This window comes from Rickettsiales endosymbiont of Stachyamoeba lipophora, from assembly GCF_003932735.1.
Taxonomy (GTDB): domain Bacteria; phylum Pseudomonadota; class Alphaproteobacteria; order Rickettsiales; family 33-17; genus RICK01.
Genome location: NZ_CP033611.1, coordinates 212,789 through 232,077, shown reverse-complemented (window position 1 = coordinate 232,077; position 19,289 = coordinate 212,789). Strand labels below are relative to the sequence as shown.

Here is a 19,289-nt window from a genome sequence, read left to right as displayed (position 1 = left end):
CTTTGCTTGTTGTAAATATAAGAAGCTCGACTGATTTTCTTAAATGTTCTTAAAACAGCATAGGGTCAATTCATCTATTCCCAGTTACAATGTAGTTTAGGTTTTTTAATCTATGAACAATCATTGCCTTATTGAAATAAGCTCATCAAAAAAATCTGGACTATTTAAAGAGCCCTTAAAACTCCCGTAATGGTGGTATTTATATACTTTAAAAAAACAAAGCTTGTACAGTATAGGCTTGGGGGATAGCCGTTGGTGGTATAACGCCAATTTATTTTATTAGTTTGTACCAAGAGTATAGATTAAATTTTATGATGGCTATCTCTTCTTCGTCACAGCTTAAAGTTCTATTTTATCCTAAACTGGCATATTTAAATATCTTTCATCTACACTTACTTATATAGGATGTAACCAAATCTAAAAAGCCGGTCTATATTTTGTTAATTGCACTAGCTTGAATTTTGTAAACCATAACCTAGCCTACTTATTTATAGCTTAAGTTTTTGTCAATATAATTAAATTTAAGTTAATCTAGTATATCAAACAAAGCATTTTGTTATTGATATTAAAATAGTCATTTACAAATGGTAATAAAATATTAATAATGCCTGTTGTTTAATGGGTTGTTTATATAATAAAATTAAAGGTAATTTATTAGCTTAGTTTTATTATTGTAAGATGTAAGCTAAGGGTAATAAGTTGGTCAAAATAGAGCTGGATAAATTAAACGTATATGATTTTGAATTTGATGATAAAAAGCCAGATGGTGTGGCTCCTGGTTCAATAGTTCGTTTAAAAGAGCATAAAGGTAAAAGGTTTTTAACTAAACATGTTTCTCCTGAAATTAGTGATAGAAGAAAAAAAAGTATAGCAACAGGATTTAGAGTAGAAAACCTAGTTGCACGAATTTATAGAAAAATTTTTAACCCTCATGCGCCTAAAACATTAATATTACGTGATGAGGAAGAAGTAAAATTTTATAGTAAGATAAAAAAGAATTCTATTTCATTACAAGATTTTTTGTATAAAAAACCAAGCCATATTAAATTACCTAAAACAAGTAATGGAAAAAGCTATATTCCAGGATTAGGCAGAGATTTAATAGCTAGCGCTGTACTTGGCGATTCAGATTGTAATCCAGGAAACTTTTTATTAATTTTTAATGAAGAAGGTTTGGTTACAGATAGTACGCGTATTGATTTTGGTTGGGCTTTTGATTATAACACGGCAATGAATTCCGGTGCAAAATCAACACAGTTATTTAATGCAAGCTACTTTGATAGTGTGTTTTGTATGTTATATTTTTTAAACAAACGAAACTTGATTATGACAGAAGCAAAATATACTCTTTATTTAAATTTTGTAGATCAAGAAGAAATAAATAAATGGTTATTATTAATCAGTAGTAATAATCATGAAATATATAATTTACAAAATATCGTTCCTACACTTACTGCTAACCCTGAAGATTTAACTATTTTTAATCGCTATCATAATAGATTAAGTGAGTTTTTATTTGCTTTACAAAGGATTGGGCAAAGCAGTTTATCCTCTAAGCCTGAAATAGCATTTGATTATTCTAAACTTAATGAGGATTATTATCCAAAATTTTTTGAGATAAAGCAATATTTGATTGAGATTTCAAAATACTTAAGAATGATTGACTTAGATTGGCCAACCAAAACCATTAATAGAATAGGAGAGTATATATTAAAAGGGGAAGTAGACCAAATAAAGTTATTACTGGATTCTATTAAAGCTAGAATTAAGGTGTTGCAATCCAAAAATTTAAATTTATTATTGCCTAGGTCAAGTGCCCAGCAAAGAGCCTATCTAGCAGAAAATCAATATTATTATTTTGAGTTACCTAAGCAAGCAGCATTAAAGAAGCTAGGCAGGTTAGTATATATTATTGCAGAAACAACCAACCATCTTTACTCTTATAGAAAAAACAATCAAACTATAAAAAGTTTACTTTTTGCTGATCCTTATACAATTTATGCTGAAGGTTTAGAAGTATTGCAAGAAGTATTAATTCCGCCTATTCCTCAAGACGCAGTTAATGCGTGCTCTCAATCGTCATCAAGAGTAAGTGGAAAATCATCACTAATGAAACAGAAGCCAGCTCAGTCAGTTAAGTTTGACATTGATGGCTTAATCCTTGTTAGTAGTAAAGAATCTCTTAAAATTGCTCCCTCCAGTAAAAAGCAAGAGGTGCTATCTAAGCACAAGAGAACTTATACCAGTTTAGTTGAAGATGAAAAGCATTCCCAGCTAGTGCACGTACGCTACTAATATTAGAGGAAAGCTTTATAAAAATATATGTGAAGCGACTAATGATACAAGGTGTAGGCTAATAAGCCCAGCTGGCAACCTTAAGAGAAGGCCGCCTCAATGTTGGTTCTTGGTTTATGCATTTATCATGCTATAGGGCTGTTTCGGCTTTTTCTAGCTATAAATGTTTATTGGTTGCTTGAAACATACTTACTATTACTACAAAGCAAGCCAGCTTTTTACTGAAAAATCGCTTAAAATAGCCCTTATCTAGATAAGGAGCTTAACTTAAAACTTTTTTACAAAATAAGTTTTATATTCTTTATCAAGAATTACTGCCGTAGGATTAAAAGTTTCTAAGGATTTGATATCATACATGCTGACATCAGTCTTGGAGTTTACAAATAATTTTTGTTCAATAGGTAAAAATAATACTTCGCCTGGAGCAATTTTTTTCTCGATAATTAGCCTGCTTTTTTGGTCAAATACTTTAAGACGAGTCGATTCATTGGCTACTACAACATATTCGTTTTCATCACTTTTTTGGAATATTTCAGTTTGATCCAGTTTAGCAGGAGTGAAGCCGTGATGGAAGCTGCTCATTAAGGCAAGATCATGAGCCAATTTCTGTTCCAGAAGGGTTACTATATCCTTAGAGTCCTTAGTTTTTATAGTATAGTAAGCAAAGTAAAATAAAATAAAAACTAATATGCATGCAACAGGCAATATTTTTCTAATATATTTAGTAGATAAATCTTCTTTAATTAAAATGATTTCTGATTGCTGTTCTATTGGTTTAGGTGGAGAGGGAAGCAAATCATTGTAAATAAAAAACTTTATATTGATATTAAAATATTTTGCATAACTTTTAATGTAACCATACCTATAAACTGCCTCTACTAACCTACTGATATTATTTTCTTCAATGGCTTTAATATACTTGCTGTTAATTTTAGTGGCTTTAGCTATATCATTTATAGAAAGTCCTTTCTCTATTCTTTTTTGTTTAAAAAGAATGCCAAGTTCTTGCTCATCTAATGACGTTTCATCTCGATGTTGTTGTTCACTTGGTAGGCTAGCCATTTGTTATACCTAAGTTACTTTTTTAACTGTTGTATTATTAATCTTAAAAAGCGTTTTTTATTAAATCAAGTATAAAATTTTAATTTTTATAAAAAATTTAATAATTTTAGATTATTTGGATAAAATTCATCAAAATAAGAGAGAATTATTAGCTGAGAGCTAAATTGGGAACATATTTTAGACTTTGTAAGTTAATAAATTTTGGATAAGTAGCATATAAATATAAGTGGTAATTGAAAATTTTAAGTTGTTATAACCATCTGCCTGCTTCCTATTTAAATATTATTGAATCATTTTTGGTTTTTTTATAATACGGTTACTATATTATTAGTTAGGTTGCTTAACAATAATAAGGAGGGATTATTTATGAGTGGTGTAAGCCGATCAAATGTTGCAGATTTTGAACAAGTTGGTTCAATTCAAAATAATGAAGATAGGGTTTTTATTTATACCCTCAAAGGTGATAATTCTGGCAATAAATATATAATTAAAAAATTGCAAACAAGAGAAGAGCTGTACCACCAACTTTATTATCCTAGATTAAAAATTAAGTATAATGAAGAAGATGTGTTTTTTGATTATTCTGGAATATTGGGTAAAAGTTTTAAGCAACTTCAAGAAGATTTTGATAACAAGCATTATCCACGTTATTTAGAGTCTATGCGTCTTGGCTTTAAGATAGAAGTATTTACTGCTAGGTTATATCGTAATTTATTTAATCTTAATGGGGCAGAGAATTTTTTAATACCGGATTTAGAGAATGATATATGCGTAGTGTCTAAGCTTATACCTGATTGTAAAAATTTGGAAGATTATCAAGGGCCAGGGATAGTTAAGGGTTTAGGAAGAGATAGCATAATTTCTTTGCTGTTTGGTGAGTCAGATGCCAATAACAGAAATTTTCTAGTAAATAATGAAGGTGAGTCTATTCGAATTGACCTTGAACGTTGTTTCCAGTTTCGTAAAAGTGGTGTTAGAAAATTTTATAACAGCAAGGACCGTATAATAAATAAACCAAATAACCTTTTGTCATTATTATGTTATTTAGTTGAGGGATCTTACTACAATCCTTTTGTAAATTTTAATAAAATTGATTTAAAAGAGGTGGTTGATACTATTCATGAAATTGCAAGTAGCAAAGAGAAAATAATTTCTGAAGTCGTAGCAATGAATGATATAATGAGGGCGGTATCATCAAAGAAAATTATACAGTTTAAAGTTATGATTGAACATATTTGTTCTATATCTGAAGAAATTGAGCAAGATAGCCACCAAATAAAACCAATAAACATCGATGAATTAAAGCTTGAGCAACGAAAATTATATCAATTTTTAGTAAATATTAACAAACAAGTTCAGTATTTTAACCCAAACTGGGTAGATAAGAGTTTTAATATATTAATGGGATATATCTATACAAATAAGAAAAAAGAATTTAAGCAATTTATAAAAAGCATAAGAAGCGATTTTCCGCCGTTGATAGAATGCGGGGAGAGAAGTGCTAGGGAATATTTTAATAATTGTATGGTTTTATTGGATATAGAGTCTCTGCTTTACTTTGCTCGTAACAAAATCGACGGGATTAATCCTTCAGGACAATTTTCTGTTCAAGCAAAAAGCCCAAAGGTTTATTCTTTTGCAGCAACGATCAGTAATGTTGCTACACAAAGTAAAAGCCTTTTGTATAACCTGGCAGGCAATATAAAAAATGATACGTGTTATCATAAATAGAATAATATTACCATGCAGTTAGGTAGGTAAATTTGTAAAAGATTAGATCTTTATGTGGCTCTTCTACTGTTTTTTAGAGAGTAATGCTGTAAAATTTTAGGTTAAGTGCTTTATTTTGTATTTCTGTTAAATGGTATAAGATTTTTCTTTTTTTAATTCGGTGCTACGCTTAATTTATTCAGCATCCCTCACGAAACTTAATCTAGGCTAAAGAATCTAAGATTAATCTAGCTTTTTCTTGAGGATTTGGATGGTTAGTAATTGGCCTACCAATAACTAGGTAAGTGCTACCTAAGATCAATGCTTCTTTAGGGGGCATTACTCTTTTTTGATCATCAGGCCCAATATCCTCATAAGTTCGGATCCCAGGAGTTACGATAATAAAATCTTGGCCAAAATTTTTTCTAATCATGAATAATTCTTGAGGAGAGCAAACAATACCATCTGCGCCATTATTTAGTGCTAGTTCAGTAAGTTTTAAGATTTGGGATTCAATATCTTTCATACCTAAAGAAGCCAGATCATCTTCATCTAAGCTAGTTAAAATAGTTACTGTAATTAGCTTGGTTTGTGTATTATTTGTGACTTCTTTAGCCTTGCTAATCATGTTAGCTCCGCCTAGTGCATGAATGGTTATTAGCAATGGATTAAGCTCCATTACGTTGCTTAAGCCCTTGTAAACAGTGTTGGGTATGTCATGTAGTTTAAGGTCTAAAAATAAAGGTATATTATGATGTTTTTGGATAAGATTTTGGACTCCTTCCTTGCCATATTTGTTCCAAAATTCGAGTCCTAGCTTAATCCCACCAATATAGTCTTTAGTCTGGGTAATAAGCTGCTCGATTGTGCTAATCTCAGTATGGTCAATAGCAAGAAGTATAGGATTGTTAGGCTTAATTAAATTCATAAACTAAATGTCCATTCACAAAAGTTTTAATAGCTCTACCTCTAACTTTTCTACCGTCAAAAGGGGTGTTGTTTGATCTAGATGCAAATTTTTTTGCCTCTATAGTCCACTCTAAATCCAGATCAATCACCGTTAAGTCAGCAGGATAGTTTTTGGCAATTTGGCCAGCTTTAACTCTAATAATCTCGGCTGGTTTGTTGGTCATGAGTGATATCAGATCAATTAAATCAACTCCGTAGTTAAAATGCAACTCAAGAGATAAAGGTAGCATGGTCTCAAGCCCTACAATCCCAAATGTAGCACGGGTTAAAGGTTGATCTTTACTTGCAGCGTCGTGCGGTGCATGATCGGTCGCAATAGCATCTACTACTCCTTGCTTGATGGCGTCGATCAGGTTTAAGCGATCTTCTTCACTTCTTAAAGGAGGGTTCATTTTAGCTAACGTACCTTTTTCAAGTACCGTTTGATCAGTAAGTAAAAAATGATGAGGAGCCACTTCACAGGTGACATTTAATCCTTCAGCTTTAGCTAGCTGTATATGTTTAATAGCCTCTTTGGTAGATACGTGAAGTACGTGATAATAACCACCAGTTAGCCTTGTTAAATCGATGTCGCGTGCTACTATTACAGATTCACTGGCGTTAGGAATGCCTGGAACTCCCAGTTCAAATGAAACTACTCCCTCATTAATAGCGCCGCCGTTAGTTAAGTTTAAATCTTCTGCATGTTGAGCAATAGGAACATTGAGAATTTTAGAATATTCAAGAGCACGTCTCATCATTAATGCATTCATTACAGGCAATCCATCATCAGTAAAGCCTACCGCACCATGCTCTTTTAATAATGCAAATTCTGAAAGTTCTTTACCTTCCATATTTTTAGAAATGCTGGCATAACTGTGGATGTGGATATATGATTCGGCTTTAGCTTTATAGTTTATATAATCTAATGTAGCAGGGCTATCTATTACTGGCTTAGTATTAGGCTGGCATACCACCCTGGTAATTCCCCCGCTTGCCGCAGATTTACTACCGCTGATGATATCTTCCTTATGTGTCTGGCCAGGATCTCTAAAATGCACTTGGATATCAAGCAAGCCGGGAACAATCAATTTTTGCTGAATATCATGTTTGATTTCAGCCTCTATCGATTCTTTGGTAAACAAATGTTTGCCAAAATCGATAATCAGACCATTTTTAATTAATATACCACCCATAATATCAGCACGAGTTGCTGGATCTATTATCCGTGCATTATATAGTAAGGTTGTTGGATGGGAATTATGAGGAAGATACCAATTTTGTGTCATGAGTTTTCCAAATTTAATAAAATTGCTTGTCTAATTAATATGCCATTATTTACCTGTTGTAAAATATGGCTGTGCTCAGAGTTAGCTAAGTCGCTTGATATTTCTATAGTACGGTTAATAGGTCCTGGGTGTAGTATAATTACCCGGTCGTTTGCATATTTTAAGGTTTGATGATTCACTTGATAAAGACGAGCATAATCACTGAGTGAGGGGATATATAAGTTATTCATCCGCTCTTGTTGTAGCCTTAAACACATAATAACATCTGTATTTTCTACAGCTTGCTCAAGGTTGCTATATAGCTTAATTTTTGTATTTGACAGAGATGAGGGTAAAAGTGATAAAGGGGCCGCCAAGCGAATGTTAGCACCTAGCTTGCCAAGCAACTTAATATTAGACCTTGCTACCCTACTGTGGATGATATCACCAATGATAGTAATATTTAATCCTTGTATGCTGCCAAAATGGTTACTTATAGTATATGCGTCTGTTAAGGCCTGGCTTGGATGTTCATTCCAGCCATCACCTGCATTAATAATATGAATGTCCTGAACTTGGTTTGCTAGCTTTTTATGGATACCGCTATCAAAGTGCCTAATAACAAAATAGTTTATGTCTAAGGCTTTTAAATTATTTATAGTATCTAATAAGGTTTCACCTTTTTGAGCAGAAGATTTATCAATATCTAAATTAATTACTTTAGCGCCAAGCTTGATTGCAGCATTTTCAAATGAGGCTCGAGTACGAGTTGAATTCTCATAGAATAAATTGCACAGAGTGGTATTTTTTAAGAAATTATTAGGCTCTCTTCCTAGCTTGCTAGCCATGTTTAATATTTGGCTAATTGCTTGCAAGGTAAGGTCATCGATAGAAATTAAATGTGTTAAGCCCATAAATTTTATTTCCCTATGAAAAAATAACTTTACAAAACTCAAGAGATTTGTTAGTTAAGTGGGTATCGGGGCATAGCGCAGCCTGGTAGCGCATCTGGTTTGGGACCAGAGGGTCGGGAGTTCGAATCTCTCTGCCCCGACCATTTCTAAAGTTATTTCAATAAATCTTCCAACTTTCCTTGATCATTTAAAGTGTGTAAATCATCACAGCCGCCTACATGGTAATCACCAATGAAAATTTGTGGTACAGTTTTACGGCCTTTAGCTTTAGTTACCAGCTCAATTCTTGCATGATCATCACCTGTTAAATCAATTTCTTTAAAATTAATATTTTTCATCTTCAGCAATTCTTTAGCTTTAACACAGTATGGACAATAATTGGTAGTATATACTAAAACTTCTTTCATAGCTTTCTCCGTTGGTTTTGCTTCCATTAGGTTAATTAAACAAAAAATTGTAGCAATGAAAGTAACAATCTTCAAAGCATTATTTATCATGATCTTTCAAGTGCCTTTTTTGCTAAATCAATTGTATTATTTATTCCAAATAAGGCAATAAAAGTTCCCCAGCGTGGGCCTTGATCTTGCCCTAGTAGCATATTATAAAGGGTTTTAAACAAGTCTTTAGATTCAATGTTTTCTTCTCTAGCTAGATCGTATAAACAATTTTGAATCTCATCATTTGTGGCAGTAGCAGTTAATTTGCTAAGTTTAGTAATAAGATTATTAATGGTTTGTTTATCTATTTCTTGCAGTAGAGGATATTTTTTGTTGGGCTTAATAAAGTCATTATAATATTTAACAGCAAAGTCCACCATTTTAGTAAGCATAGGGGAGTTCTGCAAGTTTACATCTGGAGCGTATTTAGAGATAAAACCCCATAATACGGTGCTATTTTCAGGATTACATACCGAAGCTAAGTTAAGCAATAAAGAGAAGCTGATATTATGCGGCTCAAGTTTAGGAGGATTGCCTTGATGAATATGCCATACTGGATTTTCAACCTGCTGGACAAGATCTTGAGTATAATATTTATTTAAATAAATTAAATATTCATCCATATTTTTAGGTATAACATCAAAAAAAAGTCTTTTAGCTTTTTTAGGTGATTGATACATATACAAGCTTAAACTTTCTTCGGGAGCATAAGTAAGCCATTCATCCATGCTTAAACCATTACCTTTAGATTTAGAAATTTTTTGGCCCTTCTCATCTAAAAATAACTCATAGTTAAATAATACTGGTTCTTGATATCCTAAAATGCGGGCTATTTTAGTTGAAAGCTCGGCAGTAGGAATTAAATCTTTGCCATACATTTCATAATCCACATCTAAAGCACACCAACGCATCGCCCAATCAGCCTTCCATTGTAATTTACACTGACCGCCGGTTACCTGTTGTTCAATAATAACACCTTTAGAGTTTTTAAATGTAATAGTACCTTTTGCTACATTTTTCTCTAAGATTGGTACTTGTAAAACTTCGCCGGATTCAGGACAGATTGGTAAAATAGGAGAATAGGTTTGCTGGCGTTCTTCGCCTAAAGTTGGCAGCATGACATTCATGATTGCATCGAAATGTTGTAAAGTCTTAAGCAATAAAGCATCAAACTTACCGGCTTTATAATAATCAGTAGCACTTTGAAATTCATATTCGAAGCCAAATTGATCTAAAAATTGTCTTAGTCGGTTATTCATGTGATGGCCAAAACTTTCATGAGTGCCAAAAGGATCAGGTATAGAAGTTAAAGGTTTACCAAGGTAAGTTCTAACCATATCTTTGTTTGGTATATTATCCGGTACCTTTCTAAGCCCATCCATATCGTCGGAAAAGGCAAAAAGTCTGGTTGGAATGCCAGAAATTTTAGTAAAAGCATGTCTGATGATGCTGGTTCTTGCCACTTCACCAAAAGTCCCAATATGTGGTAATCCTGAAGGGCCATAGCCAGTTTCAAATAATACATATCCTTTGGCAGGTATTTTGTTACCGATTCTTTCTAAAATTTTTTTTGCTTCTTGTGCAGGCCAGCAGTTGCTACTTTCTAAAATATTTTGTAAGTTTGACATGGATATACTCTTAAGGATATTTTTTACAGATATTACAAAATATATAAATTATGACAATAAAATCTTTGGTTAAGCAAATTTTAATTAGACTGGATATAATAGCACTAGCTAGTACTATTGTGGCGATGGGCTTGGTACTTATAATGCAATATGGCTTTAATTTTTTACCATGTAAATTATGTGTGTGGCAACGTTACATCTTTTTAAGCTTAATTGGCATAATAATTATCAAATTATTAAAAAAAAATAACAACATGGATTATTTAATTATAATAGTATTACTGCTTTCGAGTTTACTTGCAGGCTACCAAGCTTTACTGGAACTGGGTTTGGTTAGTGATTGGTTTAGTTGTAGTATAGATCTTAATACCGCTTTAGATTTAGATTCAATTTTAAGCAATGCTCCGCAAGTGAGTTGTAAGCAGGCTGATAAAATTTTAGGGCTAACGCTTTCTAATATCTCATTATTATATTCTTTAGGATTAATGATGTTATATATTTTTAAAAAATATAGGGGTAATTATTAATGGTTAAATTTGATGATTATTTACCAGGTGATAAAAATACTTCTCACAAGCTCAAGGAAATCTTACGAGTCAATCATGCCGGTGAGTATGGTGCTAAAAGGATATATGAAGGGCAACTAAAAACTTTAGGCGATAACCCTGAAATAAAGCATATGTATAACCAAGAATTAGAACATTTACAGTTTTTTGAGCAAGAATTAATTAAGCATAATGTAAGACCGAGTATACTTTCCCCATTATGGCATATAGGTGGGTATATGCTTGGTAGAGCTACTAGTCTACTAGGCGAAAAAGCAGCTATGGCTTGCACCGAGGCAGTAGAGGAAGTAATTGATGAGCATTATAGCGAGCAAATTGAAGAGCTAAAAAATTATGCACCAGCATTATCAGCAAAGCTGGAGCAATTTAGGCAAGAGGAATTAGAACATCGTGATCTTGCACGCAAGGAAGGAGCAACCGAAGCCCCATGCTATTCTTTATTAAATGCAGGAATTAAAACGCTAAGCAAAATAGCGATTAGGATTGCAAAAAAATATTAATGTTAATTATATACATATTGAATAAATGTTAACTTTATGTTAACCTGTGCGGCAAATGTAATTTAATGGTAATAACATGCCAAGTTCAAGCTCAAGCTCAGGTTCAAGCTCAGGTTCAAGCTCAAGCTCAAGCTTACGCCAATCACCGCAAACCAGCGTACAGCCTGGAAATAACACTTCAAATATGGAGAGGAAATATAGTGAAGAAACCCTTAGTAAAGTAGCAACAATATTTGCTAAAATTGAGCTTTATGCACAGCAAGAATATAGAAAACAAAGCTTTTTACAAAGTTATAAGGAAGTTCTTATTAGTCTTGCTAAAAACAATGGGTTAGATGATGATAGTTCGCTTGCATGCTTGTGTGATATTTATAGAGCAGGAATAAGAGAGGGTAAAGGTACTGGTAATTCAGAAGCAATAGAACAAGAGTGGTTGATTAAAGCTCTTAATGAAGCGCGGGTTGAGGTGGCAATTACGGATGTGTGTAACAAGCTTTCTAATCTAACATCAGATAGGAATGATATAGTCGGTGTTATTAGAAATTATCTTAAGACAGAAAGACATTTACCAGAGGAACTAGCTAACAAAGTAATGCAAAACCCAGTGATTGATAATAAAATAGCAAATTATCTATTAATCAACCAACCACAACAGATAAAGAAAACACCCTCTTCAGCGATACATAGTATTAGTAAAAACCAAGCTCCGACAGCGGCCTCTAAGCCTGCTCTGCAGTCCGCTTCTTCATCAGCAACAACAGCAGTTAGGCCTTTAAGTGAAATTGAGCAGGAGATTAAAAATCTGAGTGGCAATCTGTCAAAAATTAAAAAGCAGGCTCATGATAGAGAGGAAATAGAAATAGATCCTTATGAAGAGAATGTGAGTAAAAATATATTTGCTCAAGAAATACGCAAGTATTTGCAGCGTAAAGGGTTAAACAATAAAGAAATTTCAACTGTACTTATGCATGAAACGATTAAAAATCAATTAAGGATTTATATAAAAGAAGTAACACAAAAAGCGGTTAAAGAAAGTAAGAGAGTAGATGCATTAGTAAAAAAATATAGAGAAGAGGAAGGCATGAACCCACCAACATCAGCTGCCGAAGCTACAAATGGTATGTCAGAAACGCCACCTGCAGCAGCAAATAGTACAACAGAGACAAATGGTATGTCAGAAACGCCACCTGCAGCAGCAAATAGTACAACAGAGACAATTTTAGAAAATGTTGCTGTAAGTGAGAATAGTGATTCTGTAGAAGTATCAGAGAGCCCTGATACAGATTTATATTCTGAGGCAGGAAGTGATACTGATGCCGAAGATGATCTGGAGGGTCAAGTTCAAACATTTGAGAAAGCAAGAGAAGTATTACTTGATAAGATTGCCAATGTTAATTGTTCTTACGCTGAAATTGATGGGTTATTTAATAGCACAGTCACAATAAAGGTTGGTGGCAAATCAAAAAATGTTAAATTTTTTGATCACTTAGATCCTGCATTTATATTTGAAGCTCAAGATGAGAATACTAATATTTATACTGATTTACTTCGTAATATTAACCAAAATCCAACTTGCCTGGCAATTCTATATAAACTCTTTCAAGAGAAAAAGCCAGATTCTAAGGTGCTTTGTATTTATTATGAAGAGGATTCACAGCATCCAGGACAGTTTATTGAATATAAGTATCCTTTATTGCATTATGCCATTCTTAGACAGTCTTATGAAGCAATTAAACTAGCAATGAGTTGTGATTCATTAGTAAATGATCCGCAATTTGTTTCTTCTGAAATTGTTAAGAATGCTAATGGCCAGTTTATAAGCGCTTCTGATTCAGCTTTAAGTTATTTGCGACAAGGCTATGAGCAGATGATAAGAACAAATAATACGATCGATAGATTTACAAAAACTAATAAAGATTTAGCAGATAAAAATATTGAATACGCGAAAAAGATAGTTAATTCAGTTGATGAGTTTGAAAAAAATTATTATCAACAATTAATATGGAGCATAAGAGATAATATTATTAATGCTAATGGTGAAGAGCAGAATACCAAAGAAACATTAAGTAATATTAAAAGCTATTGGAATCTTAAAAGAGAAGAAGCTTTACTTGTACAAAAAATAGAAAAGATAAAAAATAGTGGATGGTATTCATTATTAATGAGAATTTGGCATTTAAATTTTGACCAAGAAGCCCTCATTGTAGATTTAGAAAATAGAACTCAAAAGATTGAAGATGCAATTGAAGAAAGAGATAAGAAAATCAAAGATGCGATAAGGCCAGATTCAACTAATAATAATTCTAGATCCCTTGATCTTATTACACAGGAGCTTGAATCTTATTCGCGTATTACTTATCCATTATTCTTTAGCAAGATAAAATATAAGTCAATTTATGCAGTTTTAGCAATAGTTATCGCTGGTATTACTTATGCTCAGTTGATGGCTGCAGGAGTGTTGGTTGCTCCAACTATTTTCCTAAGTGCTTTAGCTTCTGTAACAAGTGTTATAGTATTGAAGAAGGTGGCAGAAATTATCGAATTTGAAATATTAAAAACATCTTTGTTTAAAGTCCTGTTTGGTTCTCCTTTGAAAAGCTTACGTACGATTGCTTTAGGTCTGCTAAGCTTGCCTTTATTAGGGGTGGCTTTTATGTTCCCTATTGTACAATTAATTGCTGCATGTTATGTAATATACAAATGTATTAAATTTATTGCTAATGTTCTGATTAATTCAGCAAACAGTATAGGTAAAAGGGCTAGTTACTTGGCGGTAAGTATGGTTACAGTTTTCTCTGTTATAGGGACTGTGGTAAGCATTAAAGTGGTGGGTAGAGTTATTTTAGCTCCGTTATCTAAAAGGTTGCCTGGATTTGTTACTATATTGCCTAGATTGTTAGCTAAGTCTCCAATGACGTTAGCCTTGGGGGTAATTGTTGGTGGGATAGTGGCTTATTATTCTTCTAAGATTTTTGCTAATAAAGGGTATTCTATAGTTGATGAAAGTAAGAATGAAAATCTTACTACACAAGAAAGGGAAAGCATAAAAGATCAAAATGCATTAAATAAATTTAAGCAAAGAGAGCTTTTGAAATCATACCTTATTTCTGCTGGGGGCTCATTAGGTGGTATTGCTGGGGGGATATTACTTAGTATGGTTGGTTGCGCTCCGGCAACTATAGTGTTTGCAGCTTTGCTAATTGAGTGGGTTGCATCTCATGTATCATTAAATTATAATCCTGAACAAGCACAATCTATGGGCTATGCATTAAGGCAAGAGAAGATAGAGGTGCCGGTTCAACCTGTACAAGAAAACCAACCGCAACAAACTCGTACTGATATACATTATAGTTATGAATATCTTTCAGGTAAACAGAGTGTTTTTGGAAATCAAAAACTGCAATATGCTCTAGATTCTATTAGTCCTTTAGGATCTTTTGTAGAAAGGTTTAAAGAAGCTGATAAAGCTAGTATATCAAGAACGGATGCTTAAAATGAAATTAAGCCTGTATTATATAACAATGCAGGCTTAATTTTTAAATATAGGTTATTTGTTTGCTTTATTACTAGCAGCCTGAGAGCTGCGATATTTTCTAACATTTTCTAAATGTTCTGTAAGATTTTTTGCAAAGTAATGTTCTCCATTATTTTGACTGACAAAATATAGATAATAAGTACTGGCAGGTTTTAGTGCTGCAATGATAGAGGCTTTGCCTGGATTGCATATAGGAGTAGGTGGTAGCCCGGCAAATTTATAAGTATTGTATCTAGATTGGTTTAACTCAATATCTTTACGAGTTAAAATATAATTAAAATCTTCTCCGCGTCTTATATCATAAATAAGAGTAGGATCAGCCTGTAAAATCATGTTAATTTTTAATCTGTTATGATATACGCTGCTAATAATTTCTCGTTCTTCATTAACTTTAGCTTCTTTTTCGATAATTGAAGCTAACGTAAGTAGTTCTTCGTACTTTGTTATATAGCTTGGTAAAATGGAAGAGTTAATATTAAGAAAACTTTGCTGTGATTTAATCATTCGAGATAATAGATTGGTTCTAGTATCTCCTAAAGTATAATCATAAGTTTCCGGTAGTATGCTTCCTTCTTTGATGGGTATTTCGATATTGCCAGTAAGTTTCGGTAAATTGTTTAAAATTTGAATAATTTGTTTATTGGTCAATCCTTCGGGGATAGTAACAAAGTTTATTTTAATTTCCCCTTGGGTAATTTTTCTAATAATCAGCTTTAAATTAAATTTTCCTTTAAATTCATATTCGCCATGCTTAATTGATGCATTAGTAAAAAAAGCATATAATGCAAATAATACCTTAGTAAAATGCGGAGAAGAAATAATTTTCTGTTTAGCTAAATTATCAATAACTTTAAAAGCAGGCTCGCCTTTATTAATAATAAAACTTTCAATTTCTAAGTTTTTAAGGTGATAAGTATTATGATAAGTTAAAAAGCTACTGATTATTAAGGTAATAATCAGTAGCTTTTTAATCATTAAAATATCACTCTTTTAAATTTTTGTGAAAATCAAAGAAGCATTAGTACCGCCAAAGCCAAATGAGTTAGACAAGGCATACTCAATTTTTCTTTCTTTTGCAGTTAAGGGAACTAAATCTATATCGCATCCTTCAGATGGATTATGTAGATTAAGAGTTGGAGGAGCAATTTGATCTCGAAGTGCAAGAATAGAAAATATTGCTTCTACACTTCCTGTAGCGCCTAGTAAATGCCCAACAGCAGATTTGGTTGAAGACATGGATATATTATATGCATGTTCTCCAAATAATCTTTTTACTGCATTTAACTCAATTTGGTCACCCAGAGGAGTGGAAGTGCCATGAGCATTAATATAATCTATCTTATCGCTAGAAATCTGAGCGTTATTTAATGCAGCTTTCATAGCCCTAAAGCCGCCATCACCTTCAGGATGAGGAGCAGTAATATGGTAACCATCCCCTGATAAACCATATCCAATCACCTCTGCATAAATTTTAGCGCCACGTTTTTTAGCATGCTCATATTCTTCAAGTACTAAAACGCCAGCTCCTTCTCCCATAACAAAGCCATCACGGTCTTTATCCCATGGGCGTGAAGCTTCAGTAGGGCGATCATTAAAACCTGTTGAAAGAGCTCGTGCTGCAGCAAAACCTGCAAGCCCTAATCTACAAACAGCAGCTTCAGCTCCACCTGCTACCATAACATCTGCATCTCCATAAGTTATAAGGCGAGCAGCATCACCAATAGCATGAGCACCCGTTGCGCAAGCGGTAACTACTGCATGATTAGGGCCTTTAAACCCATATTTAATTGAAACATGCCCTGAGATAAGATTAATTAAAGAAGCTGGTATGAAAAAAGGACTGATTCTTCGAGGGCCTTCTTCTTTTAATAACTGAGCATTATATTCGATAGTAGATAATCCACCAATTCCAGAACCAATTAATACGCCGGTTCTGATTAATGAATCTTCATCTGTTGGCTTCCATCCTGCATCTTCTACTGCTTGTATTGCAGCAGCGATACCATAGGTAATAAAAGGATCTATTTTTCTTTGTTCTTTTGCTGAAATATAAAGATCTGGATCAAATCCATCAATTTCTTCCTTGGAAGGGACTAATCCTGCAACTTTAGCTGCAAGATCACTGACATCAAAACGATCAATCTTTTTAAGACCTGATTTTCCAGCAATAATATTGTTCCAGCAAGAAGTAACACCACTACCAAGCGGCGTTACTAATCCTAAACCTGTTATAACTACTCTTTTCATAATAGGGCAATTTCTATTAGAATGATTGTTTATTAGTTAGCATTTTCTATGTTGGCACGAATAAAGCTTACAGCATCACGAACTGTAGCAATTTTTTCTGCAGCATCATCAGGGATTGCAATACCAAATTTATCTTCAAAAGCCATAACTAGTTCAACTTGGTCAAGACTATCAGCGCCTAAATCATCAACAAAAGATGAATTTTCAGTAATTTTTGTTTCATCAATATCTAAGTGTTCAGCAACAATCTTACGAACTTGAGCTTCGATTTCATTCATTTTATAAATCCTTAATTAAGTTAATTGGTTAAACCATGATTAATCCGCCGTTGACGTGGATAGTCTGGCCTGTAATATATTTTGCTTCATCACTTGCTAAAAATAAACAAGCAGCTGCAACATCTTCTTTAGTGCCAAATTCACCACGCGGAATTTTAGAAAAAAACTTTTGTTTCATTTCGTCGTTTAAAACATCTGTCATAGGGGAGGTTATAAATCCAGGTGCAACGCAATTAATGGTAATACCTTTGCTAGCCACTTCTTGTGCTAATGATTTACTCATGCCAGTAAGACCAGCTTTTGAAGCAGCATAATTAGCTTGACCTGCATTTCCCATTGCCGCAACTACAGAAGTCATATTTATGATTCTACCATATTTTTGTTTGAGCATTAATTTAATCGATGCTCTATTGATAGCAAACGCAGATTTTAAATTAACAGTTAGCACTTCGTCAAAATATTCATCGCTCATTCTCAATGCCAAAGTATCCTTAGTTATCCCAGCATTGCAAATTACAATGTCCAGGCCACCTAATTTACTATGTGCCTGCTCAATTAAATAAGAAGCCTCTTTGACTTCCTTTAAATTGGCAACCACAAAATGATCAATTGAGGTTTGCTTAGAAAATTCAACTAATTTACGTTCATTACTTCCTGAAATGCAAACGGTAGCTCCTTGTTTTGCAAATGCTTCAACAATTCCTGCGCCAATGCCGCCAGTTCCGCCAGTAACTAAAACTTTTTTATTTTGGAAATTAAAAAGCATCAAATTTACTTTTAATTTTATATCATTAAACTCTTTAAACTAAATTACCCAATTGTCAAGGAAAAGTGATTTTACTTATCTGCCAATAGTAGGTTCTGGTTTTTTACTTGGAGTTTCTGAGCGTTTTGATAATTTTTGATTGAAAGTTTCTTTAGTTAGATCACATTTATTTGACATAACACCTTGAAGGGTTTCTTTGATTTGACTAAATTCTATAGATTCATCTTTTGTTACCTCTTTTAAGCTTTTTGCTTGGTCTTTGTTTTGCTCTTTTTGTAATTCTTTTTTTAATCCATCAACAAACTTAGAAATTTCATCAGATAATTCTTTTGTTTCGCTTTTGTTGAGTTTAAATTTTTTTTGTTCTGTGAGTTGTTGCCGTACAGCCACATTGGTTAAAGTTTTATTTATAAAATATGAAGTACTAAGGCCTAAAGAGAGAGGTAGTAGTAATTCTATCAAGCTTAACCCGCCGGTCGCTGCAATGCCTAACCCGACGCTTGCTGATATTAAGGCGGCAATTAAAGTTTTGCGTCCTATATTTTTCTTTTGTTCAGGTTTTAAATGTGCCGCTTGGATTTGTTGAAGAATATTTGCAATAATGCTTGCTAATTTGTTTTTGTGTCTAAGTAGTTTGGCAAAGGCTCTTAGTTTCTTTTCATATTTCGGTTCTTGCTCTATTTCATTTTCGCTCAATTCTACTTCTGTATTTTGCTCAATAGCTTTATCAATCTCTTGATTGATTTGTTTATTAAATTCTAGCTTTTTAGGCTGGTCGGTACCCTTGCCTAATTCTTGGATAATAGCAGTATAGATTTGTTCTTTGCTAAAATCCTTCATTAATTGATTATGTTCTTTGGCTCTGGAAACCCCAAAAGCTACAAAACTTAGGAAGGTTCCTTGTTCTTCTGTCTCCATGTTAGCTATTTTCTTTAGTGATTCTGGTTCATTAAAGAAATTTTGTAAATTTTTAATATATTTATTGATTGCCTGATCTTCTTCCTGATCATTAGAATTCATTATTCCTAAAATTGATGCTATGATAGCTTTACTTTTATCATTAATTTTATTATCAAAGGAATGCTTTAATCTGTTAAAGATTTTTTTAGCTAAATTAGACTGCATTCTGAAACTT

At 33.1% G+C, this 19,289-nt stretch carries 16 protein-coding genes and 1 tRNA gene; 6 read left to right on the top strand and 11 right to left on the bottom strand.

What is annotated here, in order from left to right; all coding sequences use genetic code 11:
• The first annotated feature begins 699 nt into the window (after positions 1 to 699).
• Complete coding sequence (locus EF513_RS01015; protein WP_125215558.1) at positions 700 to 2,295, top strand: hypothetical protein; 1,596 nt, start codon at positions 700 to 702, stop codon at positions 2,293 to 2,295.
• Positions 2,296 to 2,562: 267 nt separating this feature from the next.
• On the opposite strand, the gene EF513_RS01010 is transcribed toward EF513_RS01015, so the two are convergent.
• Positions 2,563 to 3,357: a helix-turn-helix domain-containing protein gene (locus EF513_RS01010; protein ID WP_125215557.1), complete on the bottom strand. Its 795-nt coding sequence runs from the start codon at positions 3,355 to 3,357 to the stop codon at positions 2,563 to 2,565.
• A 366-nt stretch (positions 3,358 to 3,723) separates the two neighbouring features.
• Between EF513_RS01010 and EF513_RS01005 the strand changes: the two genes are divergently transcribed.
• Entirely contained in the window at positions 3,724 to 5,088 is a 1,365-nt protein-coding gene (locus EF513_RS01005; protein WP_125215556.1) for a hypothetical protein, read from the top strand.
• A gap of 202 nt (positions 5,089 to 5,290) precedes the next feature.
• Here EF513_RS01005 and pyrF read toward each other — a convergent pair whose 3' ends face one another.
• From pyrF to EF513_RS00990, 3 genes are read right to left on the bottom strand one after another with little or no spacing between them, the layout of a single operon-like run.
• Positions 5,291 to 5,995 (bottom strand): orotidine-5'-phosphate decarboxylase, encoded by a 705-nt coding sequence (gene pyrF, locus EF513_RS01000; RefSeq protein ID WP_125215555.1) that lies wholly within the window; start codon positions 5,993 to 5,995, stop codon positions 5,291 to 5,293.
• Positions 5,982 to 7,304 (bottom strand): dihydroorotase, encoded by a 1,323-nt coding sequence (locus EF513_RS00995; RefSeq protein WP_125215554.1) that lies wholly within the window; start codon positions 7,302 to 7,304, stop codon positions 5,982 to 5,984. The genes pyrF and EF513_RS00995 overlap by 14 nt, the downstream gene beginning before the upstream one ends.
• Complete coding sequence (locus tag EF513_RS00990; RefSeq protein WP_125215553.1) at positions 7,301 to 8,197, bottom strand: aspartate carbamoyltransferase catalytic subunit; 897 nt, start codon at positions 8,195 to 8,197, stop codon at positions 7,301 to 7,303. The genes EF513_RS00995 and EF513_RS00990 overlap by 4 nt, the downstream gene beginning before the upstream one ends.
• 66 nt (positions 8,198 to 8,263) lie before the next feature.
• Between EF513_RS00990 and EF513_RS00985 the strand changes: the two genes are divergently transcribed.
• Positions 8,264 to 8,340 (top strand) — tRNA-Pro (locus EF513_RS00985).
• Positions 8,341 to 8,349: 9 nt separating this feature from the next.
• On the opposite strand, the gene grxC is transcribed toward EF513_RS00985, so the two are convergent.
• A complete protein-coding gene (gene grxC, locus EF513_RS00980) occupies positions 8,350 to 8,604 on the bottom strand; it encodes a glutaredoxin 3 (protein ID WP_125215552.1) in 255 nt (84 codons plus the stop codon).
• Between the two features lie 86 nt (positions 8,605 to 8,690).
• Positions 8,691 to 10,262: a lysine--tRNA ligase gene (locus EF513_RS00975; protein ID WP_125215551.1), complete on the bottom strand. Its 1,572-nt coding sequence runs from the start codon at positions 10,260 to 10,262 to the stop codon at positions 8,691 to 8,693.
• A gap of 50 nt (positions 10,263 to 10,312) precedes the next feature.
• Here EF513_RS00975 and EF513_RS00970 point away from each other — a divergent pair, with 50 nt between their 5' ends.
• From EF513_RS00970 to EF513_RS00960, 3 genes are all read left to right on the top strand, one after another.
• On the top strand, positions 10,313 to 10,789 hold the full coding sequence (locus tag EF513_RS00970; protein ID WP_125215550.1) for a disulfide bond formation protein B: 477 nt from the start codon (positions 10,313 to 10,315) through the stop codon (positions 10,787 to 10,789).
• Positions 10,789 to 11,328 carry a demethoxyubiquinone hydroxylase family protein gene (locus EF513_RS00965; protein ID WP_125215549.1) on the top strand — a complete coding sequence of 180 codons (540 nt, stop codon included), beginning with the start codon at positions 10,789 to 10,791 and terminating at the stop codon, positions 11,326 to 11,328. Before EF513_RS00970 ends, EF513_RS00965 begins: the two co-directional genes overlap by 1 nt.
• A gap of 76 nt (positions 11,329 to 11,404) precedes the next feature.
• Positions 11,405 to 14,821: a hypothetical protein gene (locus EF513_RS00960; RefSeq protein ID WP_125215548.1), complete on the top strand. Its 3,417-nt coding sequence runs from the start codon at positions 11,405 to 11,407 to the stop codon at positions 14,819 to 14,821.
• 54 nt (positions 14,822 to 14,875) lie between these two features.
• On the opposite strand, the gene mltG is transcribed toward EF513_RS00960, so the two are convergent.
• The 5 genes from mltG to EF513_RS00935 form a co-directional block, all read right to left on the bottom strand.
• The gene (gene mltG, locus EF513_RS00955; RefSeq protein WP_125215547.1) at positions 14,876 to 15,838 is read right to left on the bottom strand and encodes an endolytic transglycosylase MltG; all 963 of its coding nucleotides are present in this window, start codon (positions 15,836 to 15,838) and stop codon (positions 14,876 to 14,878) included.
• 15 nt (positions 15,839 to 15,853) lie between these two features.
• A complete protein-coding gene (fabF, locus tag EF513_RS00950; protein WP_206425217.1) occupies positions 15,854 to 17,113 on the bottom strand; it encodes a beta-ketoacyl-ACP synthase II in 1,260 nt (419 codons plus the stop codon).
• A 29-nt stretch (positions 17,114 to 17,142) separates the two neighbouring features.
• Positions 17,143 to 17,388 (bottom strand): acyl carrier protein, encoded by a 246-nt coding sequence (locus EF513_RS00945; RefSeq protein ID WP_125215545.1) that lies wholly within the window; start codon positions 17,386 to 17,388, stop codon positions 17,143 to 17,145.
• 28 nt (positions 17,389 to 17,416) lie between these two features.
• Positions 17,417 to 18,154, bottom strand: coding sequence for a 3-oxoacyl-[acyl-carrier-protein] reductase (gene fabG, locus EF513_RS00940; RefSeq protein WP_125215544.1), 738 nt, complete (start codon positions 18,152 to 18,154; stop codon positions 17,417 to 17,419).
• A 75-nt stretch (positions 18,155 to 18,229) separates the two neighbouring features.
• Positions 18,230 to 19,279: a hypothetical protein gene (locus EF513_RS00935; protein WP_125215543.1), complete on the bottom strand. Its 1,050-nt coding sequence runs from the start codon at positions 19,277 to 19,279 to the stop codon at positions 18,230 to 18,232.
• Positions 19,280 to 19,289 lie beyond the last annotated feature (10 nt).